The sequence below is a fragment of the Citrobacter sp. wls717 genome (genome assembly GCF_005280955.1).
In the GTDB taxonomy this organism is placed as follows: Bacteria; Pseudomonadota; Gammaproteobacteria; order Enterobacterales; family Enterobacteriaceae; genus Citrobacter; species Citrobacter werkmanii.
Genome location: NZ_SZWW01000038.1, coordinates 81,662 through 97,387, shown reverse-complemented (window position 1 = coordinate 97,387; position 15,726 = coordinate 81,662). Strand labels below are relative to the sequence as shown.

Here is a 15,726-nt window from a genome sequence, read left to right as displayed (position 1 = left end):
ATTGTCCTTTTGTTTATCTGCTAAAGTGTAACCTGATGTGAAATTCATTAACAAAAGGTGCGCAATGGAATAGCATGTTAAGAAGTCTTGCTGTCACAAGAAAGCAGGGAGGCTCTATATCGTACTTTGCGATAGCGGTGGTTCACTTAAGATGCTTGCTGAGGCGCAATCTTCCGAGCAGGTTAAACCCGGCGATCTTCTTTCACCGCTGAAAGACGCCCAGTATTGTGTTAATCGTGATGTATCTCGCGTGATTAAAATAATCGATGCCAGACAGTACATTTGTGACGAATGGGAGCGCCTGGTACGACTGTCGGCAGATAAATGAGCTCAGCGCTGGTGCTGGTCAGCAGGCAGAAAAATCGTCATTAAACCCGCCATGATGCACAGTACCCCAACCAGCGCCTTCACTGAAAATGTGCCCTGCCAGCCGGGCAGAATCATGGATGCGATCCAAACCAGAACATAGCTCAGGCTGAGCAGGGCATAAGCCTTGCTCAGGGCGAGCTGATGCAGGGCCTTATGCCAGCAAATTACCGACAGTAAATATCCCGCCAGCCCACTAAAAAGAGCAGCTGCGCCAACGTTAAGAGCGAATACGGCGGATAGAAATTTCAACGGTTGCAGCATCGGCGGCAAGTTATCCATCGCAAAGCCGAGACTCAGTTGGGCGGCCGAGGTGATAATAACGCTACATAATCCCCAAAATATGCCCATTACACCGCGCTCCCAAGAATGAATATGCCGGCGATTATCAGCCCCACCCCCAGCCAGTGGCGCGTTGCGACCGGTTCGCGCCAGATTTTCCAGGCGGCCAGCGTCACCCAGACAAAATTCAGGCTCAGCATGGGATAGGCGATGCCAACAGGGATATTCTGCAACACCACCAGCCACAGCAGCATAGCCAGGCCGAGGCTTGCCAGGGCCAGCCCAATCCATTGCGTAATATGGCGTTTTCGCCTGCCTGATGGTACCGGACGGGTTGCCTGCTTCTGGCATAACTGTCCGCATACGCTGAGCAGGCTGGCGAAAATTAAGACTATCCAGATCATTTCGGTCGATACTGAATCAGGACCAGGCGCCCCTGATTATCGATATAATCAGCGGGAGGAATGGCTAGTTGATTAATATCTTCATTCTTATCAATCGAGAGCACGAGGGTAATATTTCCTTGCTGACGGTGTTGGGCTAACCAGTCGACAAAGTCCGTCCGACTGACAAAGCGCCCCTGGGCATCCGGATAGTTGAGGCCGTATTTCAACTCGCCTGTTTGTCCGTATAGCATGATGTCGTCACGCTTCAGGCTCCAGGCCAGCCCCGCGGCGACGCCAACGCTGTCGGTGAGAATATAGCGGCTGGATTCCAGCGACTCTTTGGTCATCTCGACAAAAAACTGCGGTTGTTTAGATTCCATGACCCGATCGGGAATGGAGAAGCCAAACAACAGTGCCAGTCCTAATGGGCAAAACGCGGCAAATTGCCAGTTCTTCTCGCGGTTATTTAACGTATACCAGCCAAAGAGCGTCCAGGTGAGAAAAATACCCCATGCGCAAAAAACCTTATAGGTTTCGATATGCGACCAGATAGGCGTTTTCAACGGTCCCAGCGTGGAAACAATAAACGTGGCGATAATGCCCGCCACACCAAACAGAACGTTAATCCAGCCATTCACACGCAGCGCGGCTGAACCTTTTTGCGCGGCCTGCAGGCCGAACCGCGCCGTTAATATCGCCAACGGCGCGAAGCAGGAAAGAATATAGGTCGGCAGTTTTCCTTTTGCGATGCTGAAAAACAGGATCGGCATGATAATCCAGCTTAGCAGGTATAGTGTGCTGCGCGAAACATCGCGTTCCCGCCAGCCCGTGCGTAGCGCGCCGGGAAGCAGCCCGAGCCACGGTAACGCGCCAGCCAAAAGCACGGGAATGTAGTACCAGACAGGGGCTTTATGTTGGGCATCATCCTGGGCGAAGCGTTGAATGTGTTCGACCCAAAAGAAATAATGCCAGAAGTCCGGCTCACGCTGAGCAATCGCTACACCCCACGGCAGCACAATCACGACGCAGCCGACGACTGCCAGCAGGCCGTAGATGATCAGGTCTTTCCAGCGTTTTTGCACGAAAACCCACGGCAGTACGCTGAGCACAGGAACGGCAAGCGCCAGGAAACCCTTGGTCATCACGCCCATACCGCAGGTTAACCCTAACAGCAGAAAGGCGAGAATTTTGCGTGTTCTGGTAGTCGCTTGCATCCCCTCCCAAAAGCAGCACATGCCCGCCATCAGCCAGAGTGCGATCATAGGATCGAGTACCGCGTAGGTGCCGATGCCATAGACCGAAAAAAAGGTTAAAAAGATGACTGAAGAGAGTACTGCGGTACGCTTATCCTGCCATATTCGCATAGCAAGCCAGGCTACCAGTAGCGCAGTCAGCAAGGTGGCAAAAATCGCCCCCGCTCTGACGCCAAAATTATTGGCGCCAAACAGCCATTGCCCGATGCTGTTCAACCAGTATCCGGCAATCGGTTTTTCAAAATAACGCAGCCCTAAAAAGTGCGGAACGATCCAGTCGCCAGAGGTCAGCATCTCCCGACTGATTTCGGCATAGCGCGTTTCATCAGGCTGCCACAGCAGACGACTATTAATAGGTAAAATAAAATACAGCGCGATAAAAGCGATAAATGCCAGGGCGTTACGTACCGATTTCATTGTGTCATATCCACGGGTTGCTGACAGCCAAGCCATCCCTCTCTGCCGGGAATTTTCCCACGCACGATCCGCCCTGTTGGCAGCGTACTGATATCGTCCGGTAGCAGCTCCCCGAGCGGGCAAAACGTAATCCCCATGTCGGCAGCGCGAGTAAGCAGCTCGTCAAAATTCTGCTGAAAGGCGATACCTTCCACTTCTGCATGAATGGTGTACACCGGCGTCCCTCTGCTCATCCGGATGTGGGAGAGAATATAAGCGTTAAAGTCCACCGCCTGAACCTCCTGACCCACCACTTCATCCCATGTGGGTAATGTGACAGGAATTTGCGGCGTACCTGCTTTCCCGGACGCCAGCACAGGACGGAATAACGACGTTCCCCGACAGTCGCTGTTATAGCGCAGATGGAACGTTTCTTTGGCATGGACGACGCGGTCGTCGGCACGCCATCCCGCAACGGCGGAGCAGGTAACGGGCTGATTGATGATAGCTTCAAGGGCGGTAATGCCACGTGAAATATCGTCAATCAGCTCTTTGTCATTCCAGTTTCCGCTTCGCGCCTGCCAGGCATGGTGATCCCAGGCATGCAAACCGGTTTCATGAAGCAGGGCGGTTTGCGCAATAATTGCCGCATTGGCCTGGCCGATCTCTTTTCCCGGCCATGCTGTACCCGCCAGCAAAATATCCCACCCGTAGAGCGATGCTGCGTTTGAGCGCAGCATCTTCCACAGAAATTGTGGCTTCACAAGACGCCAGAGATGGCGTCCCATGTTGTCAGGTCCCACGCTAAAGAAAAAACTTGCCCGAACGTTATGTCGGTTCAATGTCTCCAGCAGGCGGGGCACGCCTTCGCGCGTCCCCCTGAACGTGTCGACATCAATGCGCAAGCCAACTTTGGTCATGATGTGTGTTCCGTGATATCCACACTGCGTAAGAAGAAGTCCAGCGTCTCTTCTACCGTTTCCTGCATCTCAATGGTGGGTTCCCAGTTCAGGCAACGTTTTGCGTTGCGAATATTGGGCTTACGATGCTCAACGTCCTGATAACCTTTACCATAGTAGCTGCTGCTTTCGACGTCGCGGAAACCGGCAAACGGCGGAAAATGCTGACGTAATGGATGTTTTTCAAAGCAGGAAAGCAGCATTTCTGCCAGTTCCTGAATACTCGCTTCGTTCTCCGGGTTACCGATATTGATAATCTCGCCGTCACAACGTCCGCCTTCATTTTCAATAATGCGGTACAGGGCTTCGATACCATCGCGAATGTCGGTAAAGCAGCGTTTTTGCTTGCCGCCTTCAATCAGCTTAATCGGTGAGCCTTCCACCAGATTGAGAATCAATTGGGTAATGGCGCGTGAGCTGCCGATTCGCGCGGCATTCAGACTGTCCAGACGCGGTCCCATCCAGTTAAACGGACGGAACAGGGTGAAGCGCAATCCCTCTTTTTCGCCGTATGCCCAGATCACGCGGTCCAGCAACTGTTTGGAAACGGAGTAGATCCAACGCGGTTTATTCACCGGACCGACGATCAGATTCGAGCTGTCCTCATCGAAGACTTTATCGGTACACATGCCGTAAACTTCGGACGTTGACGGGAAAATGATGCGCTTACGGTACTTCACGCAGTAGCGAATGATTTTCAGGTTCTCTTCAAAATCAAGCTCAAACACGCGCAGTGGGTTACGGGTATATTCGATTGGCGTGGCGATCGCGACCAGCGGCAATACGACGTCGCATTTTTTCACATGATATTCAATCCATTCGGAGTGAATACTGATGTCGCCTTCAACGAAATGGAAACGCGGATGTTGCAGGAAACGCCCAATGGCGTCGCTACCAATATCGAGTCCATATACTTCGTAATTGTCTTCTTGCAGCAGGCGCTCGGTCAGATGGTTACCAATGAAGCCATTAACGCCGAGGATCAGCACGCGAGTACGACGTTTGCTGGTGGTAACTGACTGGCTGTTCAGACGAGAACCGGGTACGAGGCCCAGAACCTGCGCCAGCTGTGAGCCCTGCATTGCAATACCATCGCCAGCTTGCCCGGTAATAATCTCCAGTGCGCCATCGACACAGGCGATCAGCAAAGGCGACACGGAGATGACGGTGCCAGGTTGGGCTGCAAGGCTATTTGTGCAAACACGCGATGACCAGACGGTGAACTTTTGCGTGCCGACATAGCTAAATGCGCCCGGCCACGGATCGCTGACAGCGCGGACCTGGTTATGCAGCTCCGCGGCGGGTTTGTTCCAGTCAAGGAAGCTATCTTCCGGTGTGCGGCGGCCAAAACAGGTAGCCTCTGCTTCCTGTTGAGGGCGTTCTGCGTAATCCCCCGTTTTAATCGCGGGCAGCGCCTGTTCCAGCAGGTGACGCGCAGCCTGGCACAATTTATGGTGCAGCGTTAACGCCACATCATCCGGAGAGATAGCGACAGACTGCTGGGCGATAATAGCGCCCGCATCCACGCGTTTGATCATGCGATGAAGCGTGACGCCGGTTTCGGTTTCGCCATTGACCAATACCCAGTTCAGCGGCGCGCGGCCGCGGTATTTCGGCAGCAGCGAGCCGTGCAGATTAAATGCTCCCTTAGGCGCAAGACTGAGGATCTCCTCACTCAGTAAATGGCGATAGTAGAACGAGAAGATAACATCGGGTGCCAGTTGGCTAATGCGCTCGATCCACAAAGGATGATTAACCTCGTCCGGGGCGTAAACCGGAATACCGGCGCTGGCGGCGAGGCGGGAAACAGAGCCAAAAAACGCTTTTTCACCCGGGTTGTCGGTGTGGGTAAAAATTGCGGCGATTTCATAACCTGCATCCAACAAGGCCTGGACACCCTGACATCCCATATCGTGATAGGCAAATACGACGGCTTTCATGCGCGGTTTTCCTCGGTTGACTGCGTGGTTTGTGGGCGGATAACGTGTTGAACAAAATAGCGGGGGCGGGCGCGGACATCGTTATAGATGCGACCGATATATTCGCCGAGTAAACCCATGCCGATGAACTGTGCGCCGATAAAGGTAAACAGGACGGCAAACAGCATGAATACCCCTTCCGCGGCCCACTGCGGGCCGAGCGTCAGGCGCAACACAACAAGCAGAACGGACAACGTAAAGCCCGTGGCGGCAATCACGCTGCCGAGCAGGCTCAACATACGTAACGGTGTGGTGGTCAGACAGGTCACCAGGTCATACATCAGGTTGATAAGACGCATGAAGCTGTATTTAGAATCACCAAATTCACGCTCTGCATGGTGTACCGGGATCTCCGTAGCGCGACGGGCAAAAATGTTGGCCAGAATCGGAATAAAGGTGCTGCGCTCCTGACAATGCAGCATGGCATCGACAATATGGCGACGATAGGCGCGTAGCATGCAGCCGTAGTCGCCCATTGCTTTACCGGTAGTACGCTGAATCAGGTGGTTGATCATGCGCGAAGCGGTCTTACGAAATACGCTGTCCTGTCGGTTCTGGCGTACCGTTCCGACCACATCGAAGCCTTCATCTGCGGTGGCGACCAGTCGTGGGATCTCCTCCGGCGGGTTTTGTAAATCGGCATCCAGCGTGATGATCAAGTCACCGCTGACATGGCTGAAACCGGCCATGATCGCCGAGTGCTGGCCGTAATTGCGGTTCAGCAGAATAGAAACAATATGGCTGTTCGGCGCCTGAGACGCGTCTATCATCAGTTGCGCGGAATGGTCGCTGCTGCCGTCATCGATCAGCAAGATTTCATACTCTTTGCCCAATTTTTCGCAGGCGGCGCTGGTACGTCTGATTAGCTCTGGCAGGCTTTCCTGTTCATTAAAAACGGGAATGACCACCGAGACTTTTTTGATCGGTGTTGCTTCAAACATGGTTATTGTCCTGCAATCTCGCGAAGTGCCGTAATAACTCGCTGGGTGTCAGTGGCGGTCATATCGGGGAACAACGGCAGCGAGCAGATGCGTGCGCTATTCCACTCTGTATTGGGCAGCGAAAGCGTGGTGAAGCGTTCGCGATAATATTTTTGCGTATGGGCCGCACGAAAATGCAGACCGGTGCCGATATTTCTGGCCTTCAGCGCTTCCATTAAGGCATCTCTGTTCAGGCCACAGCGCGCTTCATCAACACGAATGATAAACAGATGCCAGGCGTGAACGTGAGACCACTGGGGCAGGCTCAACGGTTGAAATGGCGTATCGGCCAGCGCCTGTTGATACTCCCGGGCAATTTGTGCGCGGCGTGAGTTCAGTTGCTCCAGTTTCTTCAGCTGTACCAGCGCGATGGCGGCATTGATATCCGTGAGGTTGTATTTGTATCCTGGCGCCAGCACTTCAGCCTGCGGCGCGCGGCCGTAGGTTTGTCGATCAAAAGCATCAACGCCCAGGCCGTGAAACTTCAGACTGCGAAGCCGCTGGGCAAGCTGGCCGTCGTCGGTAACAATCAGCCCACCTTCCGCACAGGTAATATTTTTGATGGCGTGAAACGAGAAAATAGCGGTGCCGTGCGCGCCGACATGACGATTCTTATATAACGTCCCTACGGCGTGCGCCGCATCTTCGATGATCGGAATGCCATAGCGCTCGCCAATGGCATAAATCGCGTCAAGATCGGCCGGGGCGCCTGCGTAATGTACCGGAACAATCGCTTTGGTTCGTGGTGTGATGGCCGCTTCAATCTGCTCTGGCGTGACCATGAGCGTATCACGATCAACGTCGACCATGACCGGCGTCGCACCCAGCAGGACAATCATATTGAGGGTAGAAACCCACGTCATCGATGGCGTGATGACCTCATCGCCCGCACCGATGCCCAGCGCCATTAGCGTGATGTGCATTCCAGCTGTGGCGGAGCAGACGGCGACGGCATGCTGATTTCCCGTGAGCTGGCAGAAGGCTTGTTCCAACTGCTGATTTTGCGGGCCGGTGGTTATCCATCCCGAGTCCAGAACCGCCTTCACTGCGGCAAGCTCTTCAGCTCCCATCGCCGGGCGAGAGAAAGGCAAAAAGTCAGACATCATTATTCCTTCAAGCCATTTAACGCACCGACGTTTTATTTTTCGCGATAAACAGGCGCGTCGTTAATTATTTATCAGGCTTCAAAGGTTAATGACTGAAGGTTAATTTATCCTTAAGAGTTTAAGGTTCGAGATATAAAGGAAAATAACGGTGTTTTTAATTTATTATTTTGAAATTAAATGAATTTTACAGAAATGGCGTGGCGTAAACGGCATTGCTGGTTGCTGTAGCCAGGTCAATGCAATGCCGCAATTCAGGAAGGTATTTTATGCCGCTATTAGAATGATAATTTACAGTAATCCTTTCAGGGTTAACGTTTTACGCGTGGCGACATTTAAGTCGTACGTGCCGAGATCTTCCGGTTTAACCCAGGCGAATGCCTGAAACTCTTCGTTAATGTTCACTTCACGATTCGCCGCGACACAATCAAAGATGAGGTAAATCATGTAAATCTCTTCCTGGCTGCCATCGGCATAGGTTTTGGTGCGAATATCATCACTGAAGGTCCAGGGGGTAATTTCTGACAACACGAGCTGTTCGCCCAGTTCTTCCCTTACTTCCCGACGCAAAGCCTCTTCAATGCGTTCGCCCGCTTCAACACCGCCGCCAGAAAGCGCCCACTGGCCGGGAAAAACGCCACGGTCATCAGCCATTTTGCACAGTAAATAACAGCCATTATTTTGAATTAATGGACAAACAATCGTTCTTTGGCGCATAGGTTGGGTCCTTGTAGGGGGATGCTGAGAATTCCATTGTGTACCCATCTTACCTTTTGCTGGCGGCAGAAAAAACGCTTCCGTGACGTTTAACCCTGCTTTATCAGGGGAGAAGGGGATGTTTGTTGAAAACGGGGGCCTGCTATGTCGATTCTGCAAATAGCCCTGGAATTTAACCTTAACTCAAACTTGTAAGTAGTATTTGGTTACAATATGCCATTGCATCGCTTTTTTAGCTCATTGATTCCTTGTCATCTGGCAGTACAATTCCTCGGTTTTGGGGCTATGTTTTGATTCTTGCTGGAAAGGATAGAAAATGAAAAAAACTTTAATGTTGGGTTTTGCCGGAATGCTGTTTGTTTCCGCGTCGGCGAGCGCAATTAGCATTAGTGGCCAGGCGGGCGAAGATTATACCAACCTTGGGTTTGGTATGGGGACTGAATCTACCGGACTGGCGGTCAGCGGTAACTGGATGCATAACGATGACGACGGCGATGCAGCCGGTCTGGGACTGGGTCTGAATATTCCACTTGGTCCGTTGCTGGCAACCGTCGGAGGGAAAGGTATTTATACTAACCCTAATGATGGTGATGAAGGCTACGCGGCGGCAGTTGGTGGCGGTTTGCAGTGGCCGATTGGCGATAGTTTCCGCCTGTTTGGCGAGTACTATTACTCTCCTGATTCGCTTTCCAGCGGTATCGACAGCTATGAAGAAGCCAATGCCGGTGCGCGTCTGACAATTATGCGCCCGCTGAGCATTGAAGCCGGTTATCGCTACCTGAACCTGGCGGGTAAAGATGGCAACCGCGATAACGCGATTGCTGATGGTCCGTACGTTGGGGTTAACGCCAGCTTCTGACATTTCTGGCGCGGCGTTCAGTCGCGCCTTCCCCCCTCCATGCGCTATAGTGTTTTCATCATAAAAGCAGGAGAACACGATGTTAAACGTGGAGATGCTATCCACCGGGGATGAAGTGTTGCACGGACAAATCGTCGACACCAATGCCGCCTGGCTGGCTGATTTTTTCTTTAATCAGGGATTACCGTTAACCCGCCGCAATACGGTAGGGGACAATCTTGACGATTTGGTCGCTATTCTACGTGAGCGTAGCGAACACGCCGATGTGTTGATCGTTAATGGCGGTCTGGGGCCGACCAGCGATGATTTAAGCGCGCAGGCGGCGGCAACGGCAAAAGGCGAGGGGCTGGTATTGCATGAAGCCTGGCTGGCCGAGATGGAGCGTTATTTCCGCGACCGTGGCCGCGTGATGGCGCCGAGCAACCGCAAACAGGCTGAGCTTCCTGCCAGCGCTGAATTTATCAATAATCCTGTCGGCACCGCGTGCGGGTTCGCCGTGAAGCTAAACCGCTGCCTGATGTTCTTTACGCCTGGCGTGCCATCGGAATTTAAAGTCATGGTTGAGCATGAGATTCTGCCGCGTTTGCGTGAGCGTTTTTCTCTGCCTCAACCACCTCTCTGCCTGCGATTAACCACCTTTGGCCGTTCCGAAAGCGATCTGGCGCAGAGTCTGGATCCGCTGCCTTTGCCGCCGGGAGTGACAATGGGTTACCGCTCGTCGATGCCGATTATTGAGCTGAAGCTGACCGGGCCTGATTCCCAACGAGACGCCATGCTGGCGCTGTGGCCTGAAGTGAAGCGGGTTGCCGGGCAGAATATGATATTCGAAGGTACGGAAGGTTTGCCGGCGCAAATCGCCCGCACGTTGCAGGAGCGACAATACAGTCTGACGCTGAGCGAACAGTTCACCGGTGGCTTAGTTGCACTCCAGCTCTCTCGCGCTAATGCTCCTCTGCTAGCGAGTGAAGTGGTTCCGTCTCAGGAAGAAACGCTGGCGCAAACGGCGCACTGGATTACCGAGCGACGCGCCAAACACTATGCCGGGCTGGCGCTGGCAGTATCGGCATTCGAAAGCGAACATATTAACTTTGCGCTGGCAACACCGGATGGGACACATGCCTTGCGCGTAAGGCTTAGCGCTAATCGCTACAGTTTGCCGATTCGTCAGGAAGTTTGCGCGATGATGGCGCTGAATATGCTGCGTCGTTGGCTAAACGGCCAGGATATCGCCAGCGAACACGGCTGGATAGAAGTGGTTGAATCGCTGACGATTTAAACATTGATTGGGAAGGCTACAAACCTTCCCAACCTGACTCACTCTGTAACATCGCCAGGCAATAGCCCGGTAATTAACTGAACCAAATTATGATCAATTCCATTTTCCAGCATCATGCGAGCGATACGTAAGGCTTCTTCTTGCGTACCTTTTTGCACTCCCTGTTCTAATCCTTGCTGTATCCCTTCTTGTAGGCCATGGTGGTGGCCTTCTTGTCTTAGCCTCTCTGCGATCGTCATCAACCTCTCCTTGTGATGGGGGGAACGTTCGGCAACCTCATGAATAAATGCGCTGACGTGAGAAACATTGCCGTATCGTAGCAGGTAATTTAATAGCGTTTGCAGTTGGCTGTCATTAGCGGTGCTTGTAACTAAAAGCGAGACCAGACGGTCCGCCATCCCCATCAAATCACGATCGCGAATATGTTTTTGCATTAATTCAAGCAACGCGACGCGCCGATGCTGCGCAATCTCATCGTCCGGTATTACGGTGATGTCCACCAGCGGGAAAGCCTCTGAATACAGTTGTCGTGCCAGCTTCAGCGTTTGCAAATCGCACATTTCACGTAATGCTGGAGGAAGGTGAATATCCAGAAAATCCCGAGCCATCTCAGGGTAAGACATTATCTTCTTAAAAACGGCATCATGCGGTGTAGCGGTGGTTGATTCATCCATGGTAGTCCGTCACCTGAAGGAGAAGATGGCATGACGGTACTCACTTTTAATCAGAGCTGCATTGGGGGATTTGGCTATTTGCGTGAGTGAATCAGAGATAAATACGCCCGATTGCAACGTATTCAGATAGGCGGAACAGAGTACGCAAAAATGCCCGGTAACAAACGCCACCGGGCAACAGAGTTAACCTAATGCTTTGGCAAGCAGGGTGATCGGATGTTCACAGCGAAGGCTTGTAGACATCTCTATCTGCCATTTACAGGTTTCACAGTCGGTGACAACGATATCGGCACCGCTTTCTTCAATCTGGCGGAATAACGGTGCGCCAATCGATTGTGACGTCGGGTAGTTTTCCTTTTTAAAGCCGTATGTTCCGGCGATTCCGCAACACTGAGAATCTAATACCGTCAGCTCCAGTCCCGGAATTTGGCGCAGCAGCTCCAGCGTGTAGAGCGTCCAGCCCATTTTCTCCATATGGCAAGGCGTGTGATAGACCACTTTCAGCGGTAGCGTCTTCAGCGGCAACGTTTTGCCTTCATCCAGCTTGCGCCACAGCCAGCGGGTCGCCAGCTCAATATGTTCGCGCAGGCCGGTGTTGTCGACGTCCAGCACTTCCGGGTACTCATCGCGGAGTGCAAAGGTACAGGTTGATGAGGTGGCGATCACCGGAATACCTTTCCCGTCAATTGCTTCCCTGAGCGAGGCCACGTTGCTGACCGCCTGCTTGCGCGCTTTATCGGTAAAGCCGTTGGCGATCAGCGGTACGCCGCAGCATTTCTCTTTGCTCAGCAGCTGTACGCCGGTTCCCATGGCGTTCAGGACCTTGATCAGGTCTTTGCCGAGTTGCGGATGGTTGTAATTAACAAAACAGCCGTGGAAAAAGGCGACCTGCTCCGGATACTGTGCCTGCTGTGCGGCAACGCTGCGATACCAGCGACGGAACGTACCAAAGGAGTATTTCGGCAGCGTACGGCGATGGTCGATTTTCAGCGCGTAGTCCAGCAACTGGCGTACCGGTTTCAGCGAGGTGGCGGTATTCACTATCGGCGCGAACGGGGTGGATACACTTCCCATTAAATCCGTATGGCTTAAAACAAAATTACGCAGCGATGGACGCGTAGTGTCATATTTGGCGCGCGCACGCTGGATGATATCGCCAATTTTCACATCTGACGGACATGCTACTTCGCAGCGCTTACAGTTGATGCAGTATTTCAGCGCATCGTCGTATAACGCGCCATCTTTCAGACGCAGACGCTCGCCGTCCGGTCCGGCCTGTTTTGGGCCAGGGTAGCCCGGATTGACGCGGCTTACCGGGCAGGCGGTGGTGCACACCGTGCACTTGATACAACTTTCAAAACGTGTGTCGCTCATTGCTGTCCTCCTGCACGTTTCGCAATGTCATGTGCGGCGTGTAAGGCGCTGACTGCACATACGCCGCCTCCGCAACCCTCGGCAATAGGGTCAAAACCACCGAGAACAGAACCGATGGCATACATGTTCTCTACCGTTTTCCCCGCCAGCGACGGGCGCAAAGTGGCATCGGTTGTGACGCCAAACTGTTGCCACGGTTGCGGATCGAAGACATCACGCTGATACCACTCGGCGCGGGTGGCGGTTTGCTGTACATCCAGTCCGAGGATCGGTTCGTGAATGGCCTCGCGCGTGGCGACCAGACCGCTGCTAAAAAAGCTGCCGCTGGCGAGCACGGCGAAGCGTGGACGCAACGGGATATCGGCATGGTTACGGGTCCAGACTTCACTGACGACGCCATCCTGACAGGTGATTTTCTTCACTTCATCACCCGGCATCCAGACACCGCCCTGGCGTACAAACTGGCGCTGTAATTTGTTGTGCAGACGCATACCCAGTACCGAAGGCGGTAGAGTCGGTAACAGCGTCAACGAGCAGGGAAGGCGCTCGTGAAGCCAGTGCCAAAGGCGCTCATCCGCCAGGCCGAAACAGGCTGGCATAATAATCATGTCGCAGGTTTTTGCCAGTGGCAGTAAAGCATCATAGAGCAGCGACCATTTATCTTCGTTGTCCAGCAGGCGCGCAATATTGACAGCGCGAAACTCGGTTGGATTATCACGCAGGACATCCAGTTCAGGCAGATCGATTTCCGCCGTCTCGACGCTGAGATTGCGCTGGCGCAGCGAGGCCGCGGCGAGATGCGCCTGAAAATCCAGTAAACCGCTGATACCGACAACGCAGATACGCTGTGCGGACAGTGGCCACACCGGAACTTCTGGGGAACTTAACCAGGTTGAGCGCAGGGTTCCCAACGGGGTTACGCGTTGATGTGACTGGTGTACTTTGCCCTGCAAATGCGTTCTGCATTCTTCCAGCAGATCCTGCGCCTGCTGGGCAAGATCCAGCACGTTCTGTGTTCCGATGATGCTATACGGATGCGTGGGCGCCTGAGTACGCAGCGCATTCAGACCGGCTTCTATCTCCATCACCGGTTGACCATCGGGCAAGTTGCTGAGCAAATCCAGTGAGCCGGAGGAAAAATGCAAGGCGCTTTGGCCGCGCGTGACAATCGTACAGCGCAACCCGCTTTTTTGCAGTTGCAGGCCGCACAGCAGTCCTGCCAGGCCGCCGCCGATAATGACGGTATCAAATTTCATCCTGGTGCTCCTTTTCCAGACCGCACAATCCCTGATAGACCCAGCGCGTGAATTCGCTTTCGCGCAGCGCGTCGCCCCAGGCGATAGGCTGCACGCCTTTCCAGCGCTCGTTGAGGAAATCGGAAAGCTGGGTAATAGATTGCGCAGCGGTGGTGACATTAAAACGTTGCAGCAAACCTGCGGCGCGGCAGGCGCACAATTCGCCCTGGCAGGTCCCCATACCAACGCGGGTACGGCGACGCAAATCCAGCAGGCTGTTGACGGTTAAATTCTCGACGGCGTATTGCACTTCGCCCGCAGTGACCGCTTCACATTCACAGACCAGGCTACGGTGCTGACGACCTTCGCTAAGCCACGCCGGGGTGCGATCGCCGTGACGGTAGACCGCCGAACCGCGCAACGGCGCGGGCAACGAAATTACGCGTTTCAGCGTGTGCTCGGTGGATTCCTGCGAGCCGGGCAGCGCGGTGTCTGCGGTGGTGCAAGGTTGAGAATTGCCCAGCTTACGGCAAACGGCATCGGTGGCCCATTCCGCCATCAGACGGTAGGTCATCAGTTTGCCGCCGGTAATGGTGATAAACCCATCCAGTCCGTCACGTTCAGCGTGATCGAACAGCACAATACCGCGGCTGACGTTACGACCGCTTGGATCGTCGTCGCTGGCGACCAGCGGTCGCACACCGGAGTAGGCGCGTAAAATGCGTGTTTTCGCCATAATCGGCGCCAGTTTCTCACCTTCGCGCAGCAGAATATCGACCTCTTCTGCGGTGACGCGGTTGCTGTCGATATCGTCGTAATCAATGTGCTGCGAGGTGGTGCCAATGAGCGAAATGGTATCGCCAGGCACCAGAATATCGGCGTCAGAGGGTTTACGGCAGCGGTTAATGACATGCTGGTTTATGCGATGATCCATAATCAGCAGCGATCCTTTGGCCGGGAACATCCGGATACTCAGATCGGCATATTCGGCAATGCGCTGGCCCCAGATCCCGGCGGCATTCACCACCACCGGCGCATGCAGGGACTGCATCTCACCCGTCAGATGATTGCGCACGTTAACGCCGCAAACCGTTGTCCCTTCGCGAATCAGCCCCGTCACTTCATGGGCCGTTAAGATAACTGCGCCATGCTCACGCGCATCCAGCATGTTGGCGGCGGTTAAGCGGAAGGGATCGACCGTACCGTCCGGCACTTTGACCGCGCCAATCAGCTGTGGGTTGACGGAGGGTTCGATAATGCGCGCCTGCTGAGGGTCAATCGCTTCTGCGCGAATACCGGCCTCTTCACAGGCGCGAATGAAGGTAGCCTGGAAGGAGAGCTCATCCTCCGGCAGGGTAATAAACAGACCGTCCGTCGGCTCAACGCAATGACGGGCGATACGTTTCAGAATCTGGTTTTCGCTGATGCACTCACGGGCAGATTCAGCGTCGGTGACGGCGTAGCGCGCACCGCTGTGCAGCAGGCCATGGTTACGTCCGGTCGCGCCCGTGGCGATATCGTGGCGTTCCACTAAGATGACGCGCAACCCGCGCAGCGCACAGTCGCGTGCGATCCCTGCACCTGTTGCTCCTCCGCCAATGATAATCACGTCACTAGTTTGCGAGTCGCGAGTTTTCATTGTTTTTCCTCACAGTTCGTTTTTTATCATTTAGCCACATAAAAAACATGAATTGTTTGATTTCGCGCATAATCGCTCATTATTCGAAAATGAAACGTGATTTCGTGCGCCTTTATGAACATTTGTCATAAATCTGTAACAATTTGTGCTGCGTTTCACATTTTTGTTAGGTATCTTTCCTTAACATCGCGGCCACACTGGAAGCGGTAGGGTAGTAATGACGAACTGCAGTGTTTACTTCGAATGAA

At 53.5% G+C, this 15,726-nt stretch carries 14 protein-coding genes and 1 pseudogene; 3 read left to right on the top strand and 12 right to left on the bottom strand.

The annotated features are described in order from the left end of the window. The first annotated feature begins 64 nt into the window (after positions 1–64). Positions 65–328, top strand: a pseudogene (pmrD, locus tag FDX09_RS18740) (signal transduction protein PmrD). Positions 329–330: 2 nt separating this feature from the next. Here pmrD and arnF read toward each other — a convergent pair. From arnF to nudI, 8 genes are all read right to left on the bottom strand, one after another. Continuing rightward, positions 331–717, bottom strand: coding sequence for a 4-amino-4-deoxy-L-arabinose-phosphoundecaprenol flippase subunit ArnF (arnF, locus tag FDX09_RS18735; RefSeq protein ID WP_137347689.1), 387 nt, complete (start codon positions 715–717; stop codon positions 331–333). After that, positions 717–1,052 (bottom strand): 4-amino-4-deoxy-L-arabinose-phosphoundecaprenol flippase subunit ArnE, encoded by a 336-nt coding sequence (gene arnE / locus FDX09_RS18730; RefSeq protein WP_042307126.1) that lies wholly within the window; start codon positions 1,050–1,052, stop codon positions 717–719. Before arnE ends, arnF begins: the two co-directional genes overlap by 1 nt. Continuing rightward, positions 1,049–2,704 carry a lipid IV(A) 4-amino-4-deoxy-L-arabinosyltransferase gene (arnT, locus tag FDX09_RS18725; protein WP_137347688.1) on the bottom strand — a complete coding sequence of 552 codons (1,656 nt, stop codon included), beginning with the start codon at positions 2,702–2,704 and terminating at the stop codon, positions 1,049–1,051. The genes arnE and arnT overlap by 4 nt, the downstream gene beginning before the upstream one ends. Continuing rightward, on the bottom strand, positions 2,701–3,603 hold the full coding sequence (gene arnD, locus FDX09_RS18720) for a 4-deoxy-4-formamido-L-arabinose-phosphoundecaprenol deformylase (RefSeq protein ID WP_137347687.1): 903 nt from the start codon (positions 3,601–3,603) through the stop codon (positions 2,701–2,703). Before arnD ends, arnT begins: the two co-directional genes overlap by 4 nt. Then, positions 3,600–5,582 carry a bifunctional UDP-4-amino-4-deoxy-L-arabinose formyltransferase/UDP-glucuronic acid oxidase ArnA gene (gene arnA / locus FDX09_RS18715; RefSeq protein WP_137347686.1) on the bottom strand — a complete coding sequence of 661 codons (1,983 nt, stop codon included), beginning with the start codon at positions 5,580–5,582 and terminating at the stop codon, positions 3,600–3,602. Before arnA ends, arnD begins: the two co-directional genes overlap by 4 nt. After that, positions 5,579–6,562, bottom strand: a complete 984-nt coding sequence (arnC, locus tag FDX09_RS18710) for an undecaprenyl-phosphate 4-deoxy-4-formamido-L-arabinose transferase (RefSeq protein WP_137347685.1) — start codon at positions 6,560–6,562, stop codon at positions 5,579–5,581. The genes arnA and arnC overlap by 4 nt, the downstream gene beginning before the upstream one ends. A 2-nt stretch (positions 6,563–6,564) precedes the next feature. Continuing rightward, a complete protein-coding gene (gene arnB, locus FDX09_RS18705) occupies positions 6,565–7,704 on the bottom strand; it encodes a UDP-4-amino-4-deoxy-L-arabinose aminotransferase (protein WP_087857372.1) in 1,140 nt (379 codons plus the stop codon). Between the two features lie 291 nt (positions 7,705–7,995). Next, on the bottom strand, positions 7,996–8,421 hold the full coding sequence (gene nudI, locus FDX09_RS18700) for a nucleoside triphosphatase NudI (protein WP_038642256.1): 426 nt from the start codon (positions 8,419–8,421) through the stop codon (positions 7,996–7,998). Between the two features lie 316 nt (positions 8,422–8,737). Here nudI and FDX09_RS18695 point away from each other — a divergent pair, with 316 nt between their 5' ends. Both FDX09_RS18695 and FDX09_RS18690 read left to right on the top strand, forming a co-directional pair. Beyond that, positions 8,738–9,280 carry a YfaZ family outer membrane protein gene (locus tag FDX09_RS18695; RefSeq protein ID WP_137347684.1) on the top strand — a complete coding sequence of 181 codons (543 nt, stop codon included), beginning with the start codon at positions 8,738–8,740 and terminating at the stop codon, positions 9,278–9,280. A 79-nt stretch (positions 9,281–9,359) separates the two neighbouring features. After that, positions 9,360–10,556 carry a nicotinamide mononucleotide deamidase-related protein YfaY gene (locus FDX09_RS18690; protein WP_085047831.1) on the top strand — a complete coding sequence of 399 codons (1,197 nt, stop codon included), beginning with the start codon at positions 9,360–9,362 and terminating at the stop codon, positions 10,554–10,556. Between the two features lie 38 nt (positions 10,557–10,594). On the opposite strand, the gene FDX09_RS18685 is transcribed toward FDX09_RS18690, so the two are convergent. The 4 genes from FDX09_RS18685 to glpA all read right to left on the bottom strand — a co-directional run bounded on the left by FDX09_RS18685 (position 10,595) and on the right by glpA (position 15,478). Then, complete coding sequence (locus tag FDX09_RS18685) at positions 10,595–11,230, bottom strand: Rpn family recombination-promoting nuclease/putative transposase (protein ID WP_137347683.1); 636 nt, start codon at positions 11,228–11,230, stop codon at positions 10,595–10,597. Between the two features lie 183 nt (positions 11,231–11,413). Next, positions 11,414–12,604: an anaerobic glycerol-3-phosphate dehydrogenase subunit GlpC gene (gene glpC / locus FDX09_RS18680; RefSeq protein WP_038642250.1), complete on the bottom strand. Its 1,191-nt coding sequence runs from the start codon at positions 12,602–12,604 to the stop codon at positions 11,414–11,416. Next, positions 12,601–13,860: a glycerol-3-phosphate dehydrogenase subunit GlpB gene (gene glpB / locus FDX09_RS18675; protein WP_137347682.1), complete on the bottom strand. Its 1,260-nt coding sequence runs from the start codon at positions 13,858–13,860 to the stop codon at positions 12,601–12,603. The genes glpC and glpB overlap by 4 nt, the downstream gene beginning before the upstream one ends. Beyond that, positions 13,850–15,478, bottom strand: a complete 1,629-nt coding sequence (glpA, locus tag FDX09_RS18670; RefSeq protein WP_038642246.1) for an anaerobic glycerol-3-phosphate dehydrogenase subunit A — start codon at positions 15,476–15,478, stop codon at positions 13,850–13,852. The genes glpB and glpA overlap by 11 nt, the downstream gene beginning before the upstream one ends. Positions 15,479–15,726 lie beyond the last annotated feature (248 nt).